The following is a 22,158-nucleotide window of genomic DNA, read 5'->3' on the forward strand; positions in this document are numbered from 1 at the left end:
GTGCGCCGAGGGCCGCGATATCGCAGAACCTGCTGGTCAGACGGTCTCCGCCAGCTTCGCCTCAGCCTGCGGGGCATCCGTCGCCGGCTCGGGCTTCGCCGGGCCCGCGCCCTTGAGCGGCACCTCCTTGACGAAGAACGCCGCCAGGAAGCCGATCACGGCGACCGCCGAGCCGAGCAGGAACGCGGAGTGCGTCCCCGAGGACACCGCGAACTGGTATGCCTCGCGCACCTGCTCCGGCAGCTTCGCCAGGCTCGCCGCATCCAGCTGCGCGGACTGCTGGGTGATGCCGGACCCGGCACGGGCCGCCATCTCGTCCTGCACCCGCGAGGTGAAGAGCGCGCCCATGATCGCGACACCGAAGGAGGAGCCGAGCGTACGGAAGAGGGTGGTGGCGGAGGACGCGACGCCCATGTCCTTCATGTCGACGCTGTTCTGTGCGACCAGCATCGTGATCTGCATCAGGAAGCCCATACCGGCGCCGAGGACCGCCATGTAGAGCCCGGAGGTGAGCCGCGAGGTGCCGGTGTCCATCTGCGCGAGCAGGAAGAGACCGGCCACCATCAGCCCGCCGCCCATGATGGGGAAGATCTTGTACTTGCCGCTGTTGGTGGTGACCCTGCCCGCGATCAGCGAGACGACCATCATCGACAGCAGCATCGGCAGGAGCAGCAGTCCGGAGTTGGTGGCGGACGCGCCCTGCACGGACTGCTGGAACAGCGGCAGGAAGAGCACCGCGCCGAACATCACGAAACCGGTCAGGAAGCCGATCACCGACATGAGGGAGAAGTTGCGGCTGCGGAAGATGTGCAGCGGCATGATCGGCTCCGCCGCCTTGGTCTCCACGAAGAGGAAGCCGATGAGCGAGGCGACGCCGATCGCGATGAGCTCCATGATCACGGCGGAGTCCCAGGCGTACTCCGTGCCGCCCCAGGTGGTCACGAGCACGATCGAGGTGATGCCGACGGTGAGGAGCCCGGCGCCCAGGTAGTCGATCCGCTGCGCCCCGCGCTCCTTCTTCGGCAGATGCAGGACGACCGTGAGCATGGCGAGAGCGACAGCGCCGAGCGGCAGATTGATGTAGAAGCTCCAGCGCCAGCCCCAGTGGTCGGTGATGGTGCCGCCCACCAGCGGCCCGCCGATCATGGCGAGGGCCATCACGCCGGCCATCATGCCCTGGTACTTGCCGCGCTCCCGGGGCGGGATGAGGTCGCCGATGATCGCCATGACGCCGACCATCAGACCGCCGGCGCCCAGGCCCTGTACGGCGCGGAAGCCGATCAGCTGGCCCATGTCCTGGGCCATGCCGCTGAGTGCCGACCCGGCCAGGAAGATCACGATCGAGGTGAGGAAGACGCCCTTGCGGCCGTACATGTCGCCGAGCTTGCCCCAGATGGGGGTGGAGGCGGCGGTGGCCAGGGTGTACGCGGTGACCACCCAGGACAGATGCTCGAGGCCGCCGAGTTCACCGACGATGGTCGGCATCGCGGTGCCGATGATCATGTTGTCGAGCATCGCGAGCAGCATCGCGATCATGAGCGCGAGCAGTACGACGCGGACGCTGCGCGGCTGCGGCCCGTCAGGGGCGGCGGACGGGCCGGCCCCCGCAGCCGCACCGGATGCCCCCGACGCCCCGGAGGCTCCGGACGCCCCGGGCGCTTCGGCCCCCGCCCGCCTCTCGGCACCCTCGGGCGCCGCCCCCCTCAGTATTTCTTTTCCGGCCATGGTCCCGAACCCACTCCCCTGCATACCCGCCCGCCGCACACTTACTTGCCGCCCGGCTAGTTGACTACACTGGGGACCGTAGCCCTGCAACTAGCCGGGCGTCAAGTAAGTATTCGTTCCAGGAGAGCTTCCATGGCCAGAGGCAACACCCGCCAGCGCATTCAGGACGTCGCCCTGGAACTCTTCGCCGAGCAGGGCTACGAGAAGACATCCCTTCGCGAGATCGCCGAGGAGCTGCAGGTCACGAAGGCGGCGCTGTACTACCACTTCAAGACCAAGGAAGACATCGTCATCAGCCTCTTCCAGGATCTGACCCGGCCGATCGACGAGCTGATCGCCTGGGCGGAGAAGCAGCCGCGCACCCTGGAGACCAAGACGGAGCTCCTGCGCCGCTACCAGGCCGCACTCACCGGAGCGGCCCCGCTCTTCCGCTTCATGCAGGAGAACCAGGCCACCGTGCGCGAGCTGAGCATCGGCGAGACGTTCAAGGAACGCATGATCACCATGACCCGGCTGGTCCAGGAGCCGGAGTCGAGCATGACCGACCGGGTCCGCTGCATCAGCGCGCTGTTCACGATGCACGCAGGCATGTTCTTCATGCAGAACGTCGAAGGCGACCCCGAGGAGAAGCGCGAAGCTGTCCTCGAGGTCGCCATCGATCTGGTGACTCAGGCCCATCGTCACGGGCGCCCGGAGTAAACCGGCGCCGGCGGGCCGACCGGCGCAAGGGGTCAGATGCTGACGCCCTCGGACCGCAGGAACGACGCCGGGTTGACGGCCGAGCCGTAGTTCGGGGTCGTGCGGATCTCGAAGTGCAGGTGCGGGCCGGAAGAGTTGCCGGTGTTGCCGGACAGCGCGATGACCTTGCCGGTGTCCACCGTCTGGCCGATGTTGACCTTGATCTGCGACAGGTGGGCGTACTGCGAGTACGTGCCGTTGCCGTGCTTGATCACGATGGCGTTGCCGTACGCCGAGCCGTCGCCGCCGCCGCCCGGGCCGGCCTTCACGACGACACCGCTGCTCGCGGCCTTGACGGCGGTGCCGACCGGCACGGCGAAGTCCTGCCCGGAGTGCTTGTGGGACCACATGGCGCCGCCCTGGTTGAAGCTGGCGGTCAGCGTGTAACCGACGACCGGCTTGACCCAGGCCGAGGACTTCTTCGCCGTGGGGGCCTTCGCCTCGGCGGCGGCCGCGGCGACGGCGGTGGTGCTGGTGACGGTCTCCGCCGCGGCGGCGGACGCGACACCGGCACCGGCTCCGACGACCATCACTGCGCCGAGTCCGGCGGCCACGACGGAACCACGGGTCGGGAGAACGGACGAGCGGAAACGGTTGATGATGCGCTTCGACATGCGGGGAGAACCTCCGGGCTGTACGGGCAAGAACCGACCCGGCGCAGGAGCACCGGGTGCCCCACCTTGGTAACCCGGCACCCCAACCCACCTCAAACAGCCCATCTACGACATCTACTCGTAGATGGGGCAGTGTGAGCAGGGCCATTGACGATGCCGCATCGACCGTCCGGCATTGCCCGAAATCTCCGGACGAAGGCTGGTTTAACCCCACGTAGAGGCAGTTCGATCCCGATGTCCGCCGCAGGCCGCCCTTCACTCCGCCACCACCGGGCCGAAAGCCCCTCCCACGACCCCCGCAGGCCCCGGAGCGCCACCAAGAACCCCCACTAAGGCGCCTAGTAGGCTCGGAACGGCCTGTGCGCCTTGTCACGGCCGCGACGGGGCCGGTGCGTCGTGGGTCACAGCGAAAGCGGCGATTTTCGGGGGGAAACGCCCCCTTTGAGCTCCGGAATCCTGGAGCTCTGGGATCTTGGGGATCTGGGGGGATCACGCATGGAGCCCGCACTCATCGGCACCCGGCTGGCCTCGGCGGCCCTCGCCCCGCTCCTCAAGCGGCTCCTGGTCCAGGAGGGAAACGGCGCCGGCCTGACGGACAAGCCCGTACGCCTGGCCGGCCTCGTCTCGTTCCGCGGCGAGAAGCGCACCCTCACCGAGAAGGACGTGCGCAAGCTCGCGGGCACCCTCGTCCGCCAGTCGCTCGACCGTCCCGGCGAGCCCCCGTTCCCGGCCGATGAGACCGAGGCCGTCGCCGAGGCCCTCGCCCGTACGCTGCTCGCACTCGGGGACCTCGACATGGACGACGTCCAGGCGGTACGCCACGGCCACCGCGAGCTGGCGCGGCGGCTGCGGACCAGCGCGGCCGCCGGGCGCGCCGCCGACGGGCTGTCCGCGGACGCCACCCTCTACCTCGACTCGCTCACCGAGTGGGCCTGCCTGCACATCCTCCAGTTCTTCACCCAGCGCTCGTCCTTCATCGCCCGCACTCTCGTCGAGCAGAGCCGCACCCAGGCCGAGCTGCTCGCCCGGCTCGACGAACTGATCCTGCGTACGCCCCGCGCCGACGGCCGCGACGTGGCCTTCGAGCGCCGCTATCTCGCGTACGTCGCCAGGAAGCACGGCAGCCTGACGATCTACGGCATCGACCTGCACGACTCGCCGGATGTCTGGCCGCTGGACGTGGCGTACCTGAGCCTGGAGGCGAGCGCCGGGGAGGCCCGCCAGGTACGGCCGGGCCGGATCGCCCGGCACCTCGCGGAGCGGCCGTCCGCCCTCCGCGAGCAGGACCGGCCGGGTGGTCCGCTCATGCCGCCCCTCAGTGGGCTGGAGGAACTGGAGGAGCTGGCGGACGTGGTGCCGCTCGACGCCGCACCGGTCCGCGCCGACCAGGCCCTCGCCCAGCACGACAAGGTCCTCCTGCGCGGGGTCGCGGGCTCCGGGAAGACCACGCTCGTCCAGTGGCTCGCCGTCTCCACCACGAGCCAGGACCCGGCCGAGCGGATGGCGTACCTCCACGACCGCATCCCCTTCGTCCTGCCCCTGCGTACCCTCACCCGCCACGGCGAGCGGCTGCCCGGCCCCGACCGTTTCCTCGCCGCCGTCGGCTGCCCGCTCTCCCCGCCCGACGGCTGGGCCGACCGCGTCCTGTCGGCCGGACGCGGCCTGATCCTCGTCGACGGCATCGACGAGGTCCCCGAGGCCGAGCGGGGCCGCACCCGCCGCTGGCTGCGCGATCTGCTCGCCACGTACGACGACGGCAGCAGCGGGGGCAACCGCTGGCTCGTCACCTCCCGCCCCTCCGCCGTGGGCGACGACTGGCTCACCCCCGAGGGCTTCACCGAACTCACCCTCTCCCCCATGCGCAGGACCGAGGTACATGCCTTTGTGGAGCGCTGGCACCGGGCCGCGGGCACCGAGGCACAGCCGTACGAGCAGCCGCTCCTCGACGCGCTGCGCACCAAGCAGGATCTCGCCCGCCTCGCCACCAACCCCCTCATGTGCGGTCTCATGTGCGCACTGCACCGCGACCGCCGGGGCTTTCTGCCGCGTGGCCGCAAGGCGCTGTACGAAGCCGCGCTGTCGATGCTGCTCGCCCGTCGCGACCGGGAGCGGGACATGGGAACGCCGTCCGGCGTCGACCTTCCCGAGGCCCCGCAGATCCAGCTGATCCAGCGCCTCGCATACTGGCTCACGCTCAACGGCCGTACGGAGATGGACCGCTCACGGGCCGAATCGCTGGTCCTCGGTGCGATTCCCGCCGTTCCCGAGGCGGCGGCGGCCGGAGATCCGCAGGCGGTCTTCGACCATCTGCTCCACCGCAGCGGACTGCTCCGCGAACCCTCCCCCGGCGCCGTGGACTTCGTCCACCGCACATTCCAGGACTACCTCGCCGCGAAGGCGATCGTCGACGAGTGGCACATCGGCGTCCTGGCCCAGCACGCGGCGGACGACCAGTGGGAGGACGTCATCCGGATGAGCGTGGCTCATGCGCGGCCGCGCGAATGCGCCGAAATCTTCACCGAGTTGCTGGCCGCGGCGGACGCGGAGCAGAGCCGCCGCAGGCAGTTGCGGATTCTGGTCGTCGCGGCGGCGGCGATGGAGCAGGCGACGGAGATCTCCCCGGACATCCGCCAGGAGCTGCTCCGCCGTACGGCGGAGGTCATTCCGCCCCGCTCGGTCGAAGAGGCGCGCGCTCTCTCGGCCGCCGGACCGCTCGTGCTCGATCTGCTGCCGGGCCCCGACAAGGTGGGGAGCGGTTCAGCGGCCCGTATGACGGTCATCGCCGCTTCCCATATCGCGACGGACGCGGCGATCCCGTTCCTGTCGCGGTACACCTCTCACCCCGTACTCACGGTGCGGTCCCAGCTCGTCTGGGCCTGGGACCGGTACAACACCGAGCGGTACGCGAGGGAGGTGATCGCGGCCATCGACCCGGACGGCCTGCAGTTCACCGTCCGGAACGCCGAACAGGCAGGGATACTGAGGGCCTTGGGCGCCAGCCGCGGGCTGCACTTCCAGGGCGACCTTCCCGGAGAGCTCATCGCGGAGACCGTACGGGCCTGTTCACCCCCGGAGGTTCGTATCTCCGGCAACGCGCTGCTGACAGACCTCACCTGTCTCGAGGACGGGCACTCGCTGCGCACCCTCGAACTCGACCGCTGCCCTGAGATCACGGACCTTTCGGCCATGGCAGGACTGCCGATCACCGAAATCCTCATGGACGATCAGCAACTCGCCGTGATGGAGGCCGTGTCACCGGTCGGGGAGCTGCAGATCGAGCTGCGCAGCGCGGAACCGTCCCTGGACCGGGTCCCGCACCGCTTCCCGGACATCACCTCGATCGTTGTCGTGCATCTGTTCCGGCGGAACTTCCTCGTGGATCTGTCGCCTCTGCTCGCGCTGGAGAGACTGCAGCAGGTCCTCGTCGTCGGCGACCGCGACCGGATCTCCGGGGCCGACGGTTTCCCACCCGGAGTCCAGGTACAGATCACCACGCCGAACTAGAGCCACGGGTCACGCCGAATTAGAGCCACGGGCCACGCCTCATGAGAGACACGGGCCACGCCTTCTTCCCGCCCCCGTCCCCGTCCGTCATCCTCCTGTGCCATGAGTAGACCCGTGATGAGCATGAAAGGCCGCGGGATCCTTCGCCGCGCCCGGACCTGGCCGCTCGCCCTCGGCCTCGTCGCCGCCCTCACCTGGAGCACCGGGAGCGCGCCCGCCGGGGCCGGGCCCTCCGACACCGGGCTCAAGGGCGCCATCGACACGATCCTCGCCGACTCCCGGATGGCGGGCGGCGCCGCGAGCGTCGTCATCGCCGACGCCACCACCGGGGAGCGGCTCTACGAACGCGCGGGCGGCGACCGGCTGATGCCCGCGTCCAACACCAAGCTCGCGACCTCCACCGCCGCGATGGCGCTCCTCGGACCCGACTACCGGTTCCGTACGGACGTCCTCTCCACCGGCCGCCGCCAAGGCTCCACCCTGTACGGAGATCTCTACCTCCGCGGCACCGGCGACCCCACCACGCTCGCCGCCGACTACGGCCGGCTCGCCGAACAGCTGCGCGCCTCGGGCATCCGCAGGGTCACGGGCCGGCTCGTCGCCGACGACACCCGCTTCGACACCAACCGCCTGGGGCGTCACTGGGCGGCCGACGACGAATCCTCGTACTACGAGGCGCAGATCTCGCCGCTGACCGTCGCGCCCGACACCGACTACGACGCCGGTACGGTCATCGTCGAAGCCCTCCCCGGCGCCGCGCCGGGAGACAAGCCGCGGGTGAAGATCACTCCGCCGACCGACTACGTACGTGCCGACATCCGGGGCACCACGGTCCCCGCCGGGCAGACCGACACCCTCGCCATCGAGCGCGAACACGGCACCAACACCCTTGTCATCACTGGTGGCATCCCGGTCGGGGCATCCGCGACCAAGGAGTGGATCACCGTCTGGGAGCCGACCGGCTACGCCGCGGCCGTGTTCGCCGACGCGCTCGCCGAGCACGGTGTACGGGTCTCGGGCAGCCCGCGGCTCGGCCGGCCCACCCCGGCCGGAGCGGCGGTCCTCGCGACGCACAGCTCCATGCCGCTGAAGGAGCTGATGCTCCCCTTCATGAAGCTGTCGAACAACATGCACGCCGAGGCCCTGACCAAGACGATCGGGTACGAGACCGCCGGACGCGGGACCTGGAGCGCGGGCCTCGCCGCCATCGACGGCTATCTGAAGAAGGAAGGCGTGGACGCGGCGCAGCTCCGCCAGGTCGACGGCTCGGGCCTGTCCCGGATGAACGTCTTCCCCGCCGACCAGCTCGCCCGTCTCCTGCTGGCCGTCCGCGACGCGCCCTGGTACGCCGACTGGTACGCCTCACTGCCCGTCGCCTGCAACCCCGACCGCGCCATCGGCGGCACCCTGCGCACCCGCATGTGCAACACCCCGGCCGCCCTCAACACCCGCGCCAAGACAGGCTCATTGACCGGCGCCTCAGCCCTCTCCGGGTACGTCACCGACGCCGGCGGCCGCGAACTCGTCTACAGCATCGTCCTCAACAACTACCTCGCCTCCTCCGTGAAGAGCATCGAGGACGCGATCGTGGTGACCCTGGCCAAGTCCGACACGGCCGACGGCACGATCGCCGCCGTGCCGGTTCCGCGCCTGCGTGGCGGCGCACCTGCGGCGCCCGCCGAGCTCGAATGCGCCTGGCAGAAGCCGAAGTTCTGCTGAATCCGGTGGCCCGGACCATACGGAGGACACGGTCCGGGCCATGACGCCCGCTCGTGACCGCGGCACGCAAAAGGGGCTGCCCCGGACCCGAAGGTCCGGGGCAGCCCCTCTACGCGTTCCGAACGCTTACGCGTCCTTCGACAGGTTCGGACCGGTGCTGCCGCCCGCGGCCGACTCGATCGGCGGGACGTCCGGCAGAGCCGACTTCTCCTCACCGCGGAAGGTGAACTTCTTCTCCTCACCCTCGCCCTCGGTGTCGACGACCACGATGTGACCGGGGCGGAGCTCGCCGAAGAGGATCTTCTCCGACAGCACGTCCTCGATCTCGCGCTGGATCGTCCGGCGCAGCGGACGGGCGCCCAGCACGGGGTCGTAGCCCTTCTTCGCCAGGAGCGACTTGGCGGTCGAGCTGAGCTCGATGCCCATGTCGCGGTCCTTCAGCCGCTCGTCCACCTTGGCGATCATGAGGTCGACGATCTGGATGATGTCTTCCTCGGTCAGCTGGTGGAAGACGACCGTGTCGTCGACACGGTTCAGGAACTCCGGCCGGAAGTGCTGCTTCAGCTCTTCGTTGACCTTGACCTTCATCCGCTCGTAGTTCGACTTGACGTCGCCCTGGGCGGCGAAGCCCAGGTTGAAGCCCTTGGAGATGTCCCGGGTCCCGAGGTTGGTCGTCATGATGATGACCGTGTTCTTGAAGTCCACGACCCGGCCCTGGGAATCGGTCAGGCGACCGTCCTCCAGGATCTGGAGAAGGGAATTGAAGATATCGGGGTGGGCCTTCTCAACCTCGTCGAAGAGGACGACGGAGAACGGCTTCCGGCGCACCTTCTCGGTGAGCTGGCCGCCCTCTTCGTAACCCACGTATCCGGGCGGGGAACCGAAGAGACGGGAAACCGTGTGCTTCTCGCTGAACTCCGACATGTCGAGGGAGATCAGCGCATCCTCGTCGCCGAAGAGGAATTCGGCGAGCGTCTTGGAGAGCTCGGTCTTACCGACGCCGGACGGGCCGGCGAAGATGAACGAGCCACCGGGGCGCTTCGGGTCCTTCAGACCGGCGCGGGTACGCCGGATCGCCTGGGACAGCGCCTTGATGGCGTCCTTCTGGCCGATGACGCGCTTGTGGAGCTCGTCCTCCATACGGAGCAGACGGGAGGACTCCTCCTCCGTCAGCTTGAAGACCGGGATACCGGTGGCCGTGGCGAGGACCTCGGCGATCAGCTCGCCGTCGACCTCGGCGACGACATCCATGTCGCCGGCCTTCCACTCCTTCTCCCGCTTGGCCTTCGCCGCCAGCAGCTGCTTCTCCTTGTCGCGGAGGGAAGCTGCCTTCTCGAAGTCCTGGGAGTCGATCGCGGACTCCTTGTCCCGGCGGACACCGGCGATCTTCTCGTCGAACTCGCGGAGGTCCGGCGGCGCGGTCATCCGGCGGATACGCATCCGGGAGCCGGCCTCGTCGATCAGGTCGATCGCCTTGTCCGGGAGGAAGCGGTCCGAGATGTACCGGTCGGCCAGGGTCGCGGCCTGGACGAGGGCCTCGTCGGTGATGGAGACCCGGTGGTGGGCCTCGTAGCGGTCGCGCAGGCCCTTGAGGATCTCGATGGTGTGCGGCAGCGACGGCTCCGCGACCTGGATGGGCTGGAAGCGGCGCTCCAGGGCCGCGTCCTTCTCCAGGTGCTTGCGGTACTCGTCGAGCGTCGTCGCACCGATGGTCTGCAGCTCGCCCCGGGCCAGCATCGGCTTGAGGATCGAGGCTGCGTCGATCGCACCCTCGGCGGCACCCGCACCCACCAGGGTGTGGAGCTCGTCGATGAACAGGATGATGTCGCCGCGGGTACGGATCTCCTTGAGCACCTTCTTCAGGCGCTCCTCGAAGTCACCGCGGTAACGGGAGCCGGCGACCAGCGCGCCCAGGTCCAGGGTGTAGAGGTGCTTGTCCTTGAGAGTCTCGGGCACCTCGCCCTTGACGATGGCCTGCGCCAGGCCCTCGACGACCGCCGTCTTGCCGACGCCGGGCTCGCCGATGAGCACCGGGTTGTTCTTGGTCCGGCGGGACAGCACCTGCATGACCCGCTCGATCTCCTTCTCGCGCCCGATGACCGGGTCGAGCTTGGACTCACGAGCGGCCTGGGTGAGATTCCGGCCGAACTGGTCGAGGACGAGGGAGGTCGAAGGCGTGCCCTCGGCCGGGCCGCCTGCCGTGGCGGCTTCCTTGCCCTGGTAACCGGAAAGCAGCTGGATGACCTGCTGCCGCACCCGGTTGAGATCGGCGCCGAGCTTCACGAGGACCTGGGCCGCGACGCCCTCGCCCTCGCGGATCAGGCCGAGCAGGATGTGCTCCGTGCCGATGTAGTTGTGGCCCAGCTGAAGAGCCTCTCGGAGCGACAGCTCCAGGACCTTCTTGGCACGGGGCGTGAAGGGAATGTGCCCGGACGGGGCCTGCTGGCCCTGGCCGATGATCTCCTCCACCTGCTGGCGGACCGCCTCGAGCGAAATCCCGAGGCTCTCCAGGGCCTTAGCGGCGACACCCTCACCCTCGTGGATAAGGCCCAGGAGGATGTGCTCGGTGCCGATGTAGTTGTGGTTGAGCATCCGGGCTTCTTCCTGAGCCAGGACGACAACCCGCCGCGCGCGGTCGGTGAACCTCTCGAACATCGTTAATCGCTCCTCAGAGCGGTCAGTCAGTTAGGGGTCGATCCCCTCCCTGTCCTTCCGCAGCTTAGTCCCGCAAGCGGGGACCGCTCATTCCAACTGCCGACACCCGTCGATGGCCTCCTGCCCCGAACGCCGACAACAGCCCTAACTTGATGGTGCGAGACGATGTTCCCGCAGGCCAGGCAGATACCCGCGCCATCTGTACGCCGATGGCGAACGTGAGACTCCAAACCATGCGTGTCGCCCGTCCCCACTAGGGATGTCTTACCCGTTAGCAGTGACACTCCATGCGGCGCACGCCGGTTCCCTCCGCTACGGGCGAACATCCTTGCGCCCCCGGCCCACCCCGCACCGCCCCCTCTCGGCCACTCTGAGCAACCAGGGCTCAACAGTGCGTAACTATCGGGTGGGCTCGGGAGTTCCCGGGGTATGGCCTTCACTCTCCCGTCACCCCGCATGCCGCTCGACGGCGGCACCGCGCGGTGGTACGAGCACGAGCTCGGATGGGCGACGGGCGACGGGCCGCCGGTGCAGCTGCTCACCGGGCTGCGGTTCGATGTGCTCGAGCTGCCGGCCGACGCGGGCTTCGCGCTGCTGAAGCGGTACGAACGGACCGGGCCGGTCGCCCTCGCGGGGAGCAGGATGCGGCTGCTGGTGGCCGCCGGCGGCGCGGAAGAGCTGCCCGGGCTGCTGGACTGGCTGGAGTGGGGCGGGATCGGCCTCGATCTGACGGCCCTCGGCCCGGGCGGCTCGATGGCCGCACCGGCGCCACCGGGAGGCGCCGTCCCCCTTGCCCCACCTGTCCCCCAGGGGGCCGCTGTGTGGCTGCGGCCCCCGGAGCCGGGACACGAGGTGGAGCCGTCACTGCCCGCGTTCACCCCCGTCGGGCGCAGTGCCGGACCCGGGGGCGGTGGGGGCACCCCCGACCTCGTACGGCTTGTGGACGCGGCGGCGAATGCCTGCCACCGGGCCCGTTTGGTGCGTACGAATGCGGCTGGGCCGCATGCGAATGCTCAGCCGTTGGCCTTCTCGTAAGCCTCGCGGATCTCGGCGGGAACACGACCGCGGTCGTTGACGCTGTAGCCGTTCTCCTTCGCCCACTTGCGGATCTCGGCAGTGTCCTTGTTGCCCGTCGCCGCAGCGACGCGGCCCTTTCCACGGCCGGTCGCGGCACGACCGCCAGTACGCCGGCCACCCTTGGTGTAGGGCTCGAGCAGGCCACGGAGCTTGTCCGCATTGGCGGTGGTGAGGTCGATCTCGTAGGTCTTGCCGTCCAGAGCGAACGTCACGGTCTCGTCCGCCTCGCCGCCGTCGAGGTCGTCGACAAGAAGGACCTGAACCTTCTGTGCCACCGGATTTCCTTTCATCGAAAATGCAGTACGCGGAAAGGAAACCGCTTTTCTCTGGAAAACACAAACCCTTGGCAGAGGTTCAGAACCCTGAGAACGCGGGAAACGTGCGCGATTCGGACATAGGGTTCCGTCGGGGGTTCAGTCCGGGGTTCCGTCGGAGGTTCAGTCCGGGGTTCAGTCACTGCTTCCCGTCGATGCCGCGATCACAGGTGCAGAAGCATCCGGCTGTTGCCCAAGGTGTTCGGCTTCACTCGTTCGAGACCGAGGAACTCTGCGACGCCCTCGTCATAGGAACGCAGCAGCTCGCTGTAGACATCTCCGTCGACCGGAGTCTCACCGATCTCCACGAACCCGTGCTTCGCGAAGAAGTCGACTTCGAAGGTGAGGCAGAATACCCGGCGCACACCGAGCCAGCGGGCCGTGTGCAGCAGCTGTCCCAGCACCTGATGACCGACGCCGAAGCCGCGGAACTTGGGGTCCACGGCGAGAGTACGTACTTCCGCGAGGTCTTCCCACATGACGTGGAGCGCACCGCAGCCGACCACTCGGGCGTCCGTGTCGCGTTCCGCGACCCAGAACTCCTGGATGTCCTCGTAAAGCGTCACGGTGGCTTTGTCGAGCAGGATGCCTTCGCTCACGTAAGGGTCGACGAGACGGCGTACCGCCGCTACATCGCTGGTCCTGGCCCGCCGGACGGTGACGGCATTTGCTGCGGCATTGGGAAGCGGATGCGCTGACGACATGACCGGACGCTATCGTCCCGCTCCGTCCGCGCCCTCGGCGCCCTCGGTGTCCTGTTCGAGAGAACGTTCCTGGTGCACTTCGTGAGCGTCTTCCGCGGTGTCGCGCTGAACGACGCGGATCGCGTCCTGGAGTGCCTGGCGCTGCTCCGCCGACATCATCCCGAAGAAGGCGACAAGCGCTGCGGCGGGGTTGTCACTCTTCGACCAGGCTTCGTTCATCAGTGCGGCAGAGTAGGCGGCCCTGGTGGAGACGGCGGTATATCGATAGGCGCGGCCTTCGACTTCCCTGCGCACCCAGCCCTTCTGATGGAGATTGTCCATTACGGTCATGACGGTGGTGTAGGCGATGGACCGTTCCTGCTGGAGATCTTCCAGGACTTCGCGCACGGTCACCGGGCGGTTCCATTGCCAGATGCGCGTCATGACGGCGTCTTCGAGCTCTCCCAATTGACGGGGCACATCGCCACCATAGTCGGAGATGTCTGAATGACTGGTTATTGACGTAGTTTGGGTATGAAAAAGGACGTACGGCTGTATTGAGCCGTACGTCCTGGAAGAAGCCGGGACCAACCGGACCCGAGCTGCCGGCGCCGCCGGGGTCAGGCCTCGGAGGGGCGGTCCGCCAGGGGGGACTGGTGGGCCGCCTCCGCGCGGGCGATCGCCGCATCCGCGGCGGCGTCCTCCTTGGCCTTGTTCGGGCCGCCCTGACTCTTGACGATCGTCACGACGAGGCCGATGAAGAAGGCGGCCATCACTACGGGGGGCAGGAGCGCGGATACGTAGTCCATGCCCTCCAGAGTAGCTATCCGGCGGCCCGCTTCTCCGACGGGGGCACGGGGCGCCGGCGCGGCGGGAAGACCTCACCCGGCGTGGGGATCGGGCGATCGGGCCTCGGCGCGGGTGCGGGCGCGGGTTTCGGGGCCGCCGGGCGGGGCTCCGGCTTGTCCCCGGCGGCGGCCCGGCCGCCGGGGAGGGCCAGCAGCCGGACGCGCGAGGCCGGCGACTCGGCGGCAAGGGCGGCGCCGCGGCCGTCGAGACGGGCGCGCACCGACTGCTCGGCCAGATCCTGGCAGCGCGCCAGCAACGCGGCACCGACGGGTGTGCGGCGCAGGGCGCGCAGGGCCACGAGGTCCTCGGGGGCGGGGTCGTACCCCGCGGCCAGGGCGTCCTGGAGGAGCTCCAGGTAGCCGGCGGCCGAGCCGGGGAGGGCATCGCGGTAGCGGGCCAGATCGGCGAGGAGGAACGCGCGCAGCCGGCCCGCCTCACGGACGGCCTCGTCCACGGACTGGGCGAGTCGCAGGCAGTCCTGGACGACGTTCTCGCGGGGCTGGGCAGGGTTGAGGGCGATGGCGAGGGCGCGGCGGAGCACACGCAGTTCCTCCGCACTGAACGCCATGCCACCACGGGATCCGTATGGCGTGGGCATGGGCCGACAGTACGCGCTAATCGGAAAAAATTCGTTTAACGTCACACCCGTGGCGCGGCGGCCCGTCCCCCGGCATTCCGTGCGGCGTGCCGTAGCGGCGCTCCGCACGGCGTCGGCGTCACATACGCGAGACGTTCCGCTCGTACACCAGGCGCAGGCCGATCAGCGTCAGCCAGGGCTCGTGCTCGTCGATCTCGGACGATTCGCCGAGCACCGTCGGGGCCAGACCACCGGTGGCGATCACGGTGATGTCGTCCGGGTCGTCCGCCAGCTCACGCTTCATGCGCTGGACGACGCCGTCCACCTGGCCCGCGAAGCCGTACACGATGCCTGCCTGCATCGCCTCGACCGTGTTCTTGCCGATCACGCTGCGCGGGCGGGCCAGCTCGATCTTGCGCAGCTGGGCGCCCTTGACGCCGAGCGCTTCGACCGAGATCTCGATGCCGGGGGCGATGACACCGCCCGCGTACTCACCACGCGCGCTGACCGCGTCGAAGGTCGTGGCCGTGCCGAAGTCGACGACGATGGCAGGGCCGCCGTAGAGCTCGACGGCCGCGACCGCGTTGATGATGCGGTCCGCGCCGACCTCCTTGGGGTTGTCGGTGAGGACGGGCACGCCCGTCTTGACGCCGGGCTCGACGAGGACGGCGGGGACGTCGCCGTAGTAGCGGCGGGTCACCTCGCGCAGCTCGTGCAGCACGGAGGGAACGGTGGCGCAGATGGCGATGCCCTCGATGCCGTCGCCGAGCTCGTCGCCGAGCAGCGGGTGCATGCCCATCAGACCGTTGAGCAGCACCGCGAGCTCGTCGGCGGTGCGGCGCGGGTCGGTGGAGACGCGCCAGTGCTCCACGATGTCCTCGCCGTCGAAGAGACCGAGGACGGTGTGGCTGTTGCCGACGTCGATGGTGAGCAGCATCAGTCCTGCGCCTCTCCGGCATCCGGGGCGTCCCGCAGGTCGAGGCCGATGTCGAGGATCGCGGAGGAGTGGGTGAGAGCCCCGACCGCGAGGTAGTCGACGCCCGTTTCGGCGTACGCGCGGGCGTTGGCGAGCGTGAGCCGGCCGGAGGACTCCAGCACCGCGCGGTTCTTGACGAGGGCGACGGCCTCCTCGGTCTCCACCGGGGTGAAGTTGTCCAGCAGGATCAGATCCGCGCCGGCGTCCAGGACCTCGCGGACCTGGTGGAGGGTGTCGACCTCCACCTCGATGGCGAGATCCGGGGTGCCCATGGCCGCAAGCGTCTCCCGGACGGCCTTGAAGGCCTGGGCGACGCCGCCCGCGGCGACGACGTGGTTGTCCTTGACGAGGGCCGCGTCGGAGAGGGACATGCGGTGGTTGACGCCGCCGCCGCAGCGCACGGCGTACTTCTCCAGGGCGCGCAGGCCGGGTGTCGTCTTGCGGGTGTCGCGCACGCGCGCGTTGGTGCCTTCGAGGACATCGGCCCAGGCGCGGGTCGCGGTGGCGATGCCGGAGAGGCGGCACAGCAGGTTGAGGGCGCTGCGCTCGCCGGTGAGGAGGTCCCGGGTGCGGGTGGTGACGGAGAGGAGCTTCTGGCCCGCCTCGACGCGGTCTCCGTCCTCGACGTGGCGCTCGACCGTGAACTCGTCGGTGCACACGATCGACAGGACGGCCTCGGCGACCCGGAGGCCCGCGACGACACCGGACTCGCGGGCGGTGAAGTCGCCGGTGGCGACGGCGTCCTCGGGGACGGTGGCGACGGTCGTCACGTCGACGCCGCCGTCGAGGTCCTCCTCGATCGCCAGGTGCGCGATGTCCTCGACCTGGACGGGGTCGAGACCGGCCTCCGCGAGGAGTTCGGCGAGTGCCGGGTCGAGACCGCACTCGTACACCTCGTCGGCGCAGCCGCAGTCGTCGCCGCAGGCCGTCTCGTCGGCGGCGGGGGCGCCGATCTGGATCAGCGGTACGTCCACGGGCTCCGGACGTTCTTCGGGCGTGCTCACGGTTGCGACTCCCTGTCGGCGGTGGGGATGGGGGTGGGGATCGGGGCGGGGACGGGGGCTGTTGCGGGAAATGCTTCGGTGCGGGTGCGGTGCACGACGAGCTGCCGGTCGGCGGAGAGCCGTACGACGAGATGGCGGCGCCACTCCGCGTCGTCACGGTCGGGGTGGTCCTCGCGCCAGTGGCAGCCGCGGGTCTCCGCGCGCTCGCGGGCGGCGGCGACGAGGACCCGGGAGACGAGCAGGAGGTTGGTGGCCTCCCAGGACTCCACGCCTGGCTCGGCGGCCTTCTCGAACTCGGCGCCCGGCTCCCCCGCGCCGGATCCGCCGGCGTGGATGCCGGCAGCGAGGGCTTCCTCGGCGTCGCGCAGCGCGGACAGGTGCAGCGCCTCCAGCGCGTCCGCCGCGGCGTCGAGGCTCTCGGCGGAGCGGAGCACACCGGCGCCGTGCGTCATGATCCGCTGGATCTCGTGGCGCGCCTCGGGCGCGAGCAGGGGTACGCAGCCGTCGGCGGGCGCCGCGGAGGCGGGTGGCGCGGCGTGCCCGGATGCGGGCGCCGAGGCGGATGCAGGCGCCGAGGCAGGAGTGGGTGCGGGCGCCGAGGCAGGTGCGGGGGCCGAGGCGCGTGCGGGTGCGGTGGCCCGGTTCGCGGCAATGGTCTCGGCGATGCGCTCCGCGAAGACCAGGCCCTCCAGGAGGGAGTTGGAGGCCAGGCGGTTGGCGCCGTGGACGCCGGTACAGGCGACCTCGCCGCAGGCGTAGAGGCCGGGGACCGTCGTGCGGCCGTGGAGGTCCGTGCGGACGCCGCCCGAGGCGTAGTGGGCGGCGGGGGCGACCGGGATCGGCTCCGTGACCGGGTCGATGCCGTGGCTGCGGCAGGCCGCGAGGATCGTGGGGAAGCGGGTCTCCCACATCTCCGCGCCGAAGTGGCGGGCGTCCAGGTACATGTGGTCGGCGCCCTGCTCCTGCATCCGGCGCATGATGCCCTTGGCCACGATGTCGCGCGGGGCGAGCTCGGCCAGCTCGTGCTGCCCCACCATGAAGCGGGTGCCGGACGCGTCGACGAGATGGGCGCCCTCTCCCCGTACCGCCTCGGAGACGAGGGGCTGCTGGCCCTCGGAGCCCGGCCCCAGGTACAGGACGGTCGGGTGGAACTGGACGAATTCGAGGTCGCTCACCTCGGCGCCCGCGCGCAGGGCGAGCGCCACACCGTCGCCGGTGGACACCGACGGGTTGGTGGTGGCGGAGAAGACCTGGCCCATGCCGCCGGTCGCCAGGACCACGGCCGGCGCGTGCACGGCGCCGACGCCGTCGTGCTGGCCCTCGCCCATGACGTGCAGGGTGATGCCGGCGGTGCGCCCGGCGTCGTCCGTCAGCAGGTCGAGCACCAGCGCGTGCTCGATGACGCGGATCGCGCCGTCGCGTATCGCCGCGGCCAGTGCGCGGGAGATCTCCGCGCCCGTCGCGTCGCCTCCCGCGTGGGCGATACGGCGGCGGTGGTGGCCGCCCTCGCGGGTGAGCGCGATGTCGCCCTCGGCGTCCGTGTCGAACCGGGCGCCTGTCAGGATCAGCCGTCGTACCGCGTCGGGGCCTTCGGTGACCAGCGTGCGTACGGCTTCCTCGTCGCACAGCCCGGCGCCCGCGACCAGGGTGTCGTCCAGATGTTGCTCGGGGGTGTCGCCCTCACCGAGCGCCGCGGCGATACCGCCCTGCGCCCAGCGGGTGGAGCCGTCGTCGAGAAGTGCCTTGGTGACCACGACCGTACGGAGGCCGGTGGCCGCGCACCGCAGGGCCGCCGTCAGGCCCGCGACGCCGGAGCCGACAACCACGACGTCGGCATCGATGGCCCAGCCGGGAGCCGGAGCGTTCAGCCGTATGCCGGTGCTCGTCACACCGCTGCTCGTCACACCGCTGCTCGCCGCACCGCCGCTCGCCGCGCCGCCGCTCGCCGCGCCGCCGCTCGCCATACCGCTGCTCGTCGTACCGGTGCTCATCACGAGGCAGCTCCGAAGGTCAGGGGGATGTTGTCGATCAGCCGCGTCGTGCCGACCCGCGCGGCGACGGCCATGATCGCCTCGCCGGTGTGGTCGTCGGGGACCTCGGTGAAGTCGGCCGGGTCGACCAGGGCCAGATAGTCGAGGGCGAGCGGCGGCGCCGCCTTTACGGCCTCGTCGAGCACGGCTCGGGCCGCGGCGCGCACGGCGTCGGCGCCTCCGCCGGGCTGGGCGGCGGCCACCGCGTGCGCGTCGGCGGCCGCGCGGGCCTCGCCGAGCGCGGAGAGGGCGGCGGCACGCGCGGTGGACGCGGGCGCGGACTCGGCCCGGGCCCGCAGCGCCTGCTGGGCGGCGAGCCGGTCGTGGGCCGCGAAGAGGGCCCGGGAGAGCGCGAGGGCGGTCTCCCGCTCCGCGGGCGACAGGTAGCGGTTGCGGCTGGAGAGCGCCAGGCCGTCCGGCTCCCGCACGGTCGGTACGCCGACGATCTCCACCGGGAAGTTCAGATCGCGGACCATGCGGCGGATCAGGGCGAGCTGCTGGGCGTCCTTCTGGCCGTACAGCGCCACATCCGGGCGGGTGAGGTGCAGCAGCTTGGCGACGACCGTGAGCATGCCGTCGAAGTGGCCGGGGCGGGAGGCGCCCTCCAGGAGCTCGCCCATGGGGCCCGCGGAGATCCGGACCTGTGGCGCTCCGCCGGGGTACACCTCGTCCACGGACGGGGCGAACACGGCGTCGGCGCCCGCTTCTGCCGCGGTCTTCAGGTCCGCCTCAAGGGTGCGTGGGTAGCGGTCGAGGTCCTCGTGCGCCCCGAACTGCAGCGGGTTGACGAAGACCGTCACGACGACCTGGCCCATGGGACCGACGAGCGAACGGGCGGTGCGCACCAGGGTGGCGTGGCCTTCGTGAAGGGCGCCCATGGTCATGACGACGGCGCGCCGGGCGGGCGACGCCGGGGTGAGGGCGTGCAGCTCTGCGGCGGTGCGCAGCGTGGTGATCATCGGTCGTTCTCTCCGTCCGCTCCGCGCGAGCCGTCTGCTCCGTCCGCTCCGCGCGAGCCGTCTGCTCCGTCCGCTCCGCGCGAGCCGTTCGCTCCGCGCGAGCCCTGCGAACCGTCCGCAAGGACCTCGAGGAGATCCTCGGCGAGCTCCGGCTTGAGCAGCCCGTGCGCGAGGGCACGGTCCGCGGTCGTCCGGGCCATGGCCAGATAGCCGGCGACCGTACCCGGCGCGTGCTTGCGCAGCTCCGACACGTGCGCGGCGACGGTGCCGGCGTCGCCACGGGCGACCGGTCCGGTGAGCGCGGCGTCACCCGAGCGCAGTGCGTTGTCGAGGGCGGCGCCGAGGAGCGGGCCGAGCATCCGGTCGGGGGCGGAGACCCCGGCGGTGCGGAGCAGCTCCATGGACTGGGCGACAAGGGTGACCAGGTGGTTCGCACCGAGGGCGAGGGCCGCGTGGTAGAGCGGGCGGGCCTCTTCCTCGATCCACTCGGGCTCACCGCCCATCTCGATGACCAGGGCCTCGGCGGCGAGCCGCAGCTCCTCGGGGGCGGTCACCCCGAAGGAGCAGCCGGCCAGCCGCTGGACGTCGACGGAGGTGCCCGTGAACGTCATGGCGGGGTGCAGTGCGAGCGGGAGCCCGCCCGCGCGGCGGGCGGGGTCGAGGACCGCCGTGCCGTACCGCCCCGAGGTGTGCACCAACAGCTGCCCCGGGCGGACAGCGCCCGTCTCGGCGAGGCCCTCGACCAGTCCGGGCAGGGCGTCGTCGGGGACGGTGAGCAGCACCAGCTCGGCTCGGGCGAGCACCTCGGCCGGGGGGACGATCGGTACGTCGGGCAGCAGCACGGCGGCGCGGCGCACGGAGGCGTCGGAGACCCCGGAGACGGCGACCGGACGGTGTCCTGCGAGCTGCAGGGACGCGGCGAGAGCGGGGCCGACGCGGCCCGCCCCGACAACACCCACGGTGAGGCGGGCCGGACGGTCCTTGGGGTCGGCCGGCTCATGGGCCGGTGGTGTTGCTGGCGGTGGTGGTGCGTTCACGCGCGGCGGCCTTCCGTTCCAGTCCGCAGGGGGTACCGGACGATTCTTCGTCATGCTACGCCAGCGTTTCGACCGACCTTCCGCTTGTCCACAGGCTGTGGAGGCGACAGCGGGTCCGGGCCGGGGCGGGGCCTGTGGACAACGGCGCGTGGACAGTGGACATGGGCGATGATCGCAGGATGGCGGAGAACGGGACGGGCAGCGTGGGGGTGAACGTGACGGGCCATGTGGGGGTGAACGTGACGGGGAGCCCGGTGGAGGACATGACGGGGGACGTGACGGGGCACGTGGCGGGGAACGGGACGGACGACGAGGCGGCGGAGGCGAGCGTGCCGGAGAAGAGCGAGCAGGAGGAGAAGAGCGAGCAGGACGCGCGGCAGCGCAGGCTCGCCGCGTGGCGCGCCTCCGACCGGCTGCTGTGGCGCGGCTCGGCGGACGGCCGGATCGGCGAGCGTCTGGCGGCCCTGGCGGCGGAGGCCGGGGCGGTCCACGACCTGGACGAGGGCGTGGATGTGTACGGGGACGGTGTCGTCGCCGAGCTGGAGGGGCGGGTGGCGGCGCTGCTCGGGTTCCCGGCCGCGGCGTTCTTCCCGACCGGGACGATGGCCCAGCAGGTGGCGCTGCGGTCCTGGGCGGGGCGCACGGGGAACCGCACGGTGGCGCTGCATCCGCTCGCCCATCCCGAGGTCCATGAGCGTGGCGCGCTCGGCACGGTGAGCGGGCTGCGTACGGTCCACCCGACGCAGGAGCCGCGGCTGCCGACGGCCGCGGAGGTGCGGGCCCTCGACGAGCCGTTCGGCACGCTGATGCTGGAGCTGCCGTTGCGCGACGCGGGCTTCGTGCTGCCCGAGTGGGGCGAGCTGGTGGACGTGGTGGAGGCAGCGCGCGAAATCGATGCGGTGGTGCATTTCGACGGCGCGCGACTGTGGGAGTGCGCCCCTCACTTCGGGCGCGAGCTGGAGGAGATAGCGGGGCTCGCGGACAGCGTGTACGTGTCGTTCTACAAGTCCCTGGAGGGGCTGTCCGGCGCGGTGCTGGCCGGGCCGGAGTCGCTCGTGGAGGAGGCGCGGGCGTGGCGGCACCGGTACGGGGGGCAGCTGTTCCAGCAGTACCCGGCGGTGCTGTCCGCTCTGCTCGGGCTGGAGCGCGAGCTGCCGCGGCTGCCGTCGTACGTCGCTCATGCCAAGACGGTCGCGGCGGCGCTGTCGGCCGGGTTGGCGGACGCGCCGGGGGTGCCGTGGTTCCGGGTGCACCCGGAACCGCCGCACACCCACCAGTTCCAGGTCTGGCTGCCGTACGAGGCCGAGGTGCTGACCGAGGCGGGGGTCCGGCAGGCGGAGGACACCGGCGTCACCCTCTTCCGCCGCTGGTTCCCGGCGGCCGCCGGCGGTCCTCCGGGCGTCTCCGTGACGGAGGTGACGGTGTCCTCCCACGGCCTGTCGTGGACCGCCGACGACGTCCGGGAGGCGCTGGCGGACTTCATGGCCCGCGTACAGGCGGGGTAGGGGCGCGGCGCGCCCCTGGGGCCTGTCGTTTGGATCAGGCCGGCAGCGACATCTGCGGCTACCGCCGCGGGGCGAGCGGGGTCCGGCGCGTGCAGATGCAAGGCGGAGGAAGGAGCCACTGCGGTGGGGGTACCTCCCGTGCCCGAAGGGCTACGGGGGACATTGGCGACTGACGACAACGCAGCTGGGGGT

18 protein-coding genes are annotated in these 22,158 nt (G+C 70.6%); 5 read left to right on the forward strand and 13 right to left on the reverse strand.

The features are described 5' to 3' along the window. Positions 1-36 precede the first annotated feature (36 nt). Entirely contained in the window at positions 37-1,749 is a 1,713-nt protein-coding gene (locus ACWGI8_RS16160) for an MDR family MFS transporter (RefSeq protein WP_453661395.1), read from the reverse strand. A gap of 108 nt (positions 1,750-1,857) precedes the next feature. Between ACWGI8_RS16160 and ACWGI8_RS16165 the strand changes: the two genes are divergently transcribed. Continuing rightward, positions 1,858-2,424, forward strand: coding sequence for a TetR/AcrR family transcriptional regulator (locus ACWGI8_RS16165; protein ID WP_453661396.1), 567 nt, complete (start codon positions 1,858-1,860; stop codon positions 2,422-2,424). Positions 2,425-2,456: 32 nt separating this feature from the next. Here ACWGI8_RS16165 and ACWGI8_RS16170 read toward each other — a convergent pair whose 3' ends face one another. Further along, on the reverse strand, positions 2,457-3,077 hold the full coding sequence (locus ACWGI8_RS16170; protein WP_453661397.1) for a M23 family metallopeptidase: 621 nt from the start codon (positions 3,075-3,077) through the stop codon (positions 2,457-2,459). A 495-nt stretch (positions 3,078-3,572) separates the two neighbouring features. Here ACWGI8_RS16170 and ACWGI8_RS16175 point away from each other — a divergent pair, with 495 nt between their 5' ends. Both ACWGI8_RS16175 and dacB read left to right on the forward strand, forming a co-directional pair. Beyond that, the gene (locus ACWGI8_RS16175; protein ID WP_453661399.1) at positions 3,573-6,581 is read left to right on the forward strand and encodes an NACHT domain-containing protein; all 3,009 of its coding nucleotides are present in this window, start codon (positions 3,573-3,575) and stop codon (positions 6,579-6,581) included. A gap of 102 nt (positions 6,582-6,683) precedes the next feature. Beyond that, complete coding sequence (gene dacB / locus ACWGI8_RS16180) at positions 6,684-8,300, forward strand: D-alanyl-D-alanine carboxypeptidase/D-alanyl-D-alanine endopeptidase (protein WP_453661400.1); 1,617 nt, start codon at positions 6,684-6,686, stop codon at positions 8,298-8,300. Positions 8,301-8,426: 126 nt separating this feature from the next. Here dacB and ACWGI8_RS16185 read toward each other — a convergent pair whose 3' ends face one another. Then, on the reverse strand, positions 8,427-10,955 hold the full coding sequence (locus ACWGI8_RS16185; protein WP_453661401.1) for an ATP-dependent Clp protease ATP-binding subunit: 2,529 nt from the start codon (positions 10,953-10,955) through the stop codon (positions 8,427-8,429). Positions 10,956-11,384: 429 nt separating this feature from the next. On the opposite strand from ACWGI8_RS16185, the gene ACWGI8_RS16190 reads away from it, so the two are divergent. Next, positions 11,385-11,990 carry an SCO3374 family protein gene (locus ACWGI8_RS16190; protein ID WP_453661403.1) on the forward strand — a complete coding sequence of 202 codons (606 nt, stop codon included), beginning with the start codon at positions 11,385-11,387 and terminating at the stop codon, positions 11,988-11,990. Here ACWGI8_RS16190 and ACWGI8_RS16195 read toward each other — a convergent pair. From ACWGI8_RS16195 to ACWGI8_RS16240, 10 genes are all read right to left on the reverse strand, one after another. After that, the gene (locus ACWGI8_RS16195; protein ID WP_453661405.1) at positions 11,969-12,307 is read right to left on the reverse strand and encodes a histone-like nucleoid-structuring protein Lsr2; all 339 of its coding nucleotides are present in this window, start codon (positions 12,305-12,307) and stop codon (positions 11,969-11,971) included. The two genes, ACWGI8_RS16190 and ACWGI8_RS16195, sit on opposite strands and share 22 nt — an antisense overlap. Before the next feature lie 203 nt (positions 12,308-12,510). Further along, positions 12,511-13,050 (reverse strand): amino-acid N-acetyltransferase, encoded by a 540-nt coding sequence (locus tag ACWGI8_RS16200; RefSeq protein ID WP_453661406.1) that lies wholly within the window; start codon positions 13,048-13,050, stop codon positions 12,511-12,513. Between the two features lie 9 nt (positions 13,051-13,059). Beyond that, complete coding sequence (locus ACWGI8_RS16205) at positions 13,060-13,509, reverse strand: BlaI/MecI/CopY family transcriptional regulator (protein WP_453661408.1); 450 nt, start codon at positions 13,507-13,509, stop codon at positions 13,060-13,062. A gap of 140 nt (positions 13,510-13,649) precedes the next feature. After that, complete coding sequence (locus tag ACWGI8_RS16210; RefSeq protein ID WP_453661409.1) at positions 13,650-13,838, reverse strand: hypothetical protein; 189 nt, start codon at positions 13,836-13,838, stop codon at positions 13,650-13,652. Positions 13,839-13,852: 14 nt separating this feature from the next. After that, positions 13,853-14,446, reverse strand: a complete 594-nt coding sequence (locus ACWGI8_RS16215; RefSeq protein ID WP_453661411.1) for a hypothetical protein — start codon at positions 14,444-14,446, stop codon at positions 13,853-13,855. A gap of 148 nt (positions 14,447-14,594) precedes the next feature. Then, positions 14,595-15,392: a type III pantothenate kinase gene (locus tag ACWGI8_RS16220; RefSeq protein ID WP_453661413.1), complete on the reverse strand. Its 798-nt coding sequence runs from the start codon at positions 15,390-15,392 to the stop codon at positions 14,595-14,597. Next, the gene (gene nadC, locus ACWGI8_RS16225; RefSeq protein WP_453661415.1) at positions 15,392-16,435 is read right to left on the reverse strand and encodes a carboxylating nicotinate-nucleotide diphosphorylase; all 1,044 of its coding nucleotides are present in this window, start codon (positions 16,433-16,435) and stop codon (positions 15,392-15,394) included. The genes ACWGI8_RS16220 and nadC overlap by 1 nt, the downstream gene beginning before the upstream one ends. Continuing rightward, a complete protein-coding gene (locus tag ACWGI8_RS16230; protein ID WP_453661418.1) occupies positions 16,432-18,324 on the reverse strand; it encodes an L-aspartate oxidase in 1,893 nt (630 codons plus the stop codon). The genes nadC and ACWGI8_RS16230 overlap by 4 nt, the downstream gene beginning before the upstream one ends. A 101-nt stretch (positions 18,325-18,425) precedes the next feature. Then, the gene (panC, locus tag ACWGI8_RS16235; protein ID WP_453661420.1) at positions 18,426-19,421 is read right to left on the reverse strand and encodes a pantoate--beta-alanine ligase; all 996 of its coding nucleotides are present in this window, start codon (positions 19,419-19,421) and stop codon (positions 18,426-18,428) included. Further along, on the reverse strand, positions 19,421-20,383 hold the full coding sequence (locus ACWGI8_RS16240; protein WP_453661421.1) for a Rossmann-like and DUF2520 domain-containing protein: 963 nt from the start codon (positions 20,381-20,383) through the stop codon (positions 19,421-19,423). The genes panC and ACWGI8_RS16240 overlap by 1 nt, the downstream gene beginning before the upstream one ends. Positions 20,384-20,640: 257 nt before the next feature. On the opposite strand from ACWGI8_RS16240, the gene ACWGI8_RS16245 reads away from it, so the two are divergent. Further along, entirely contained in the window at positions 20,641-21,966 is a 1,326-nt protein-coding gene (locus ACWGI8_RS16245; RefSeq protein ID WP_453661416.1) for a threonine aldolase family protein, read from the forward strand. Positions 21,967-22,158: the final 192 nt, after the last annotated feature.

Source organism: Streptomyces sp. NPDC054841, assembly GCF_053611045.1.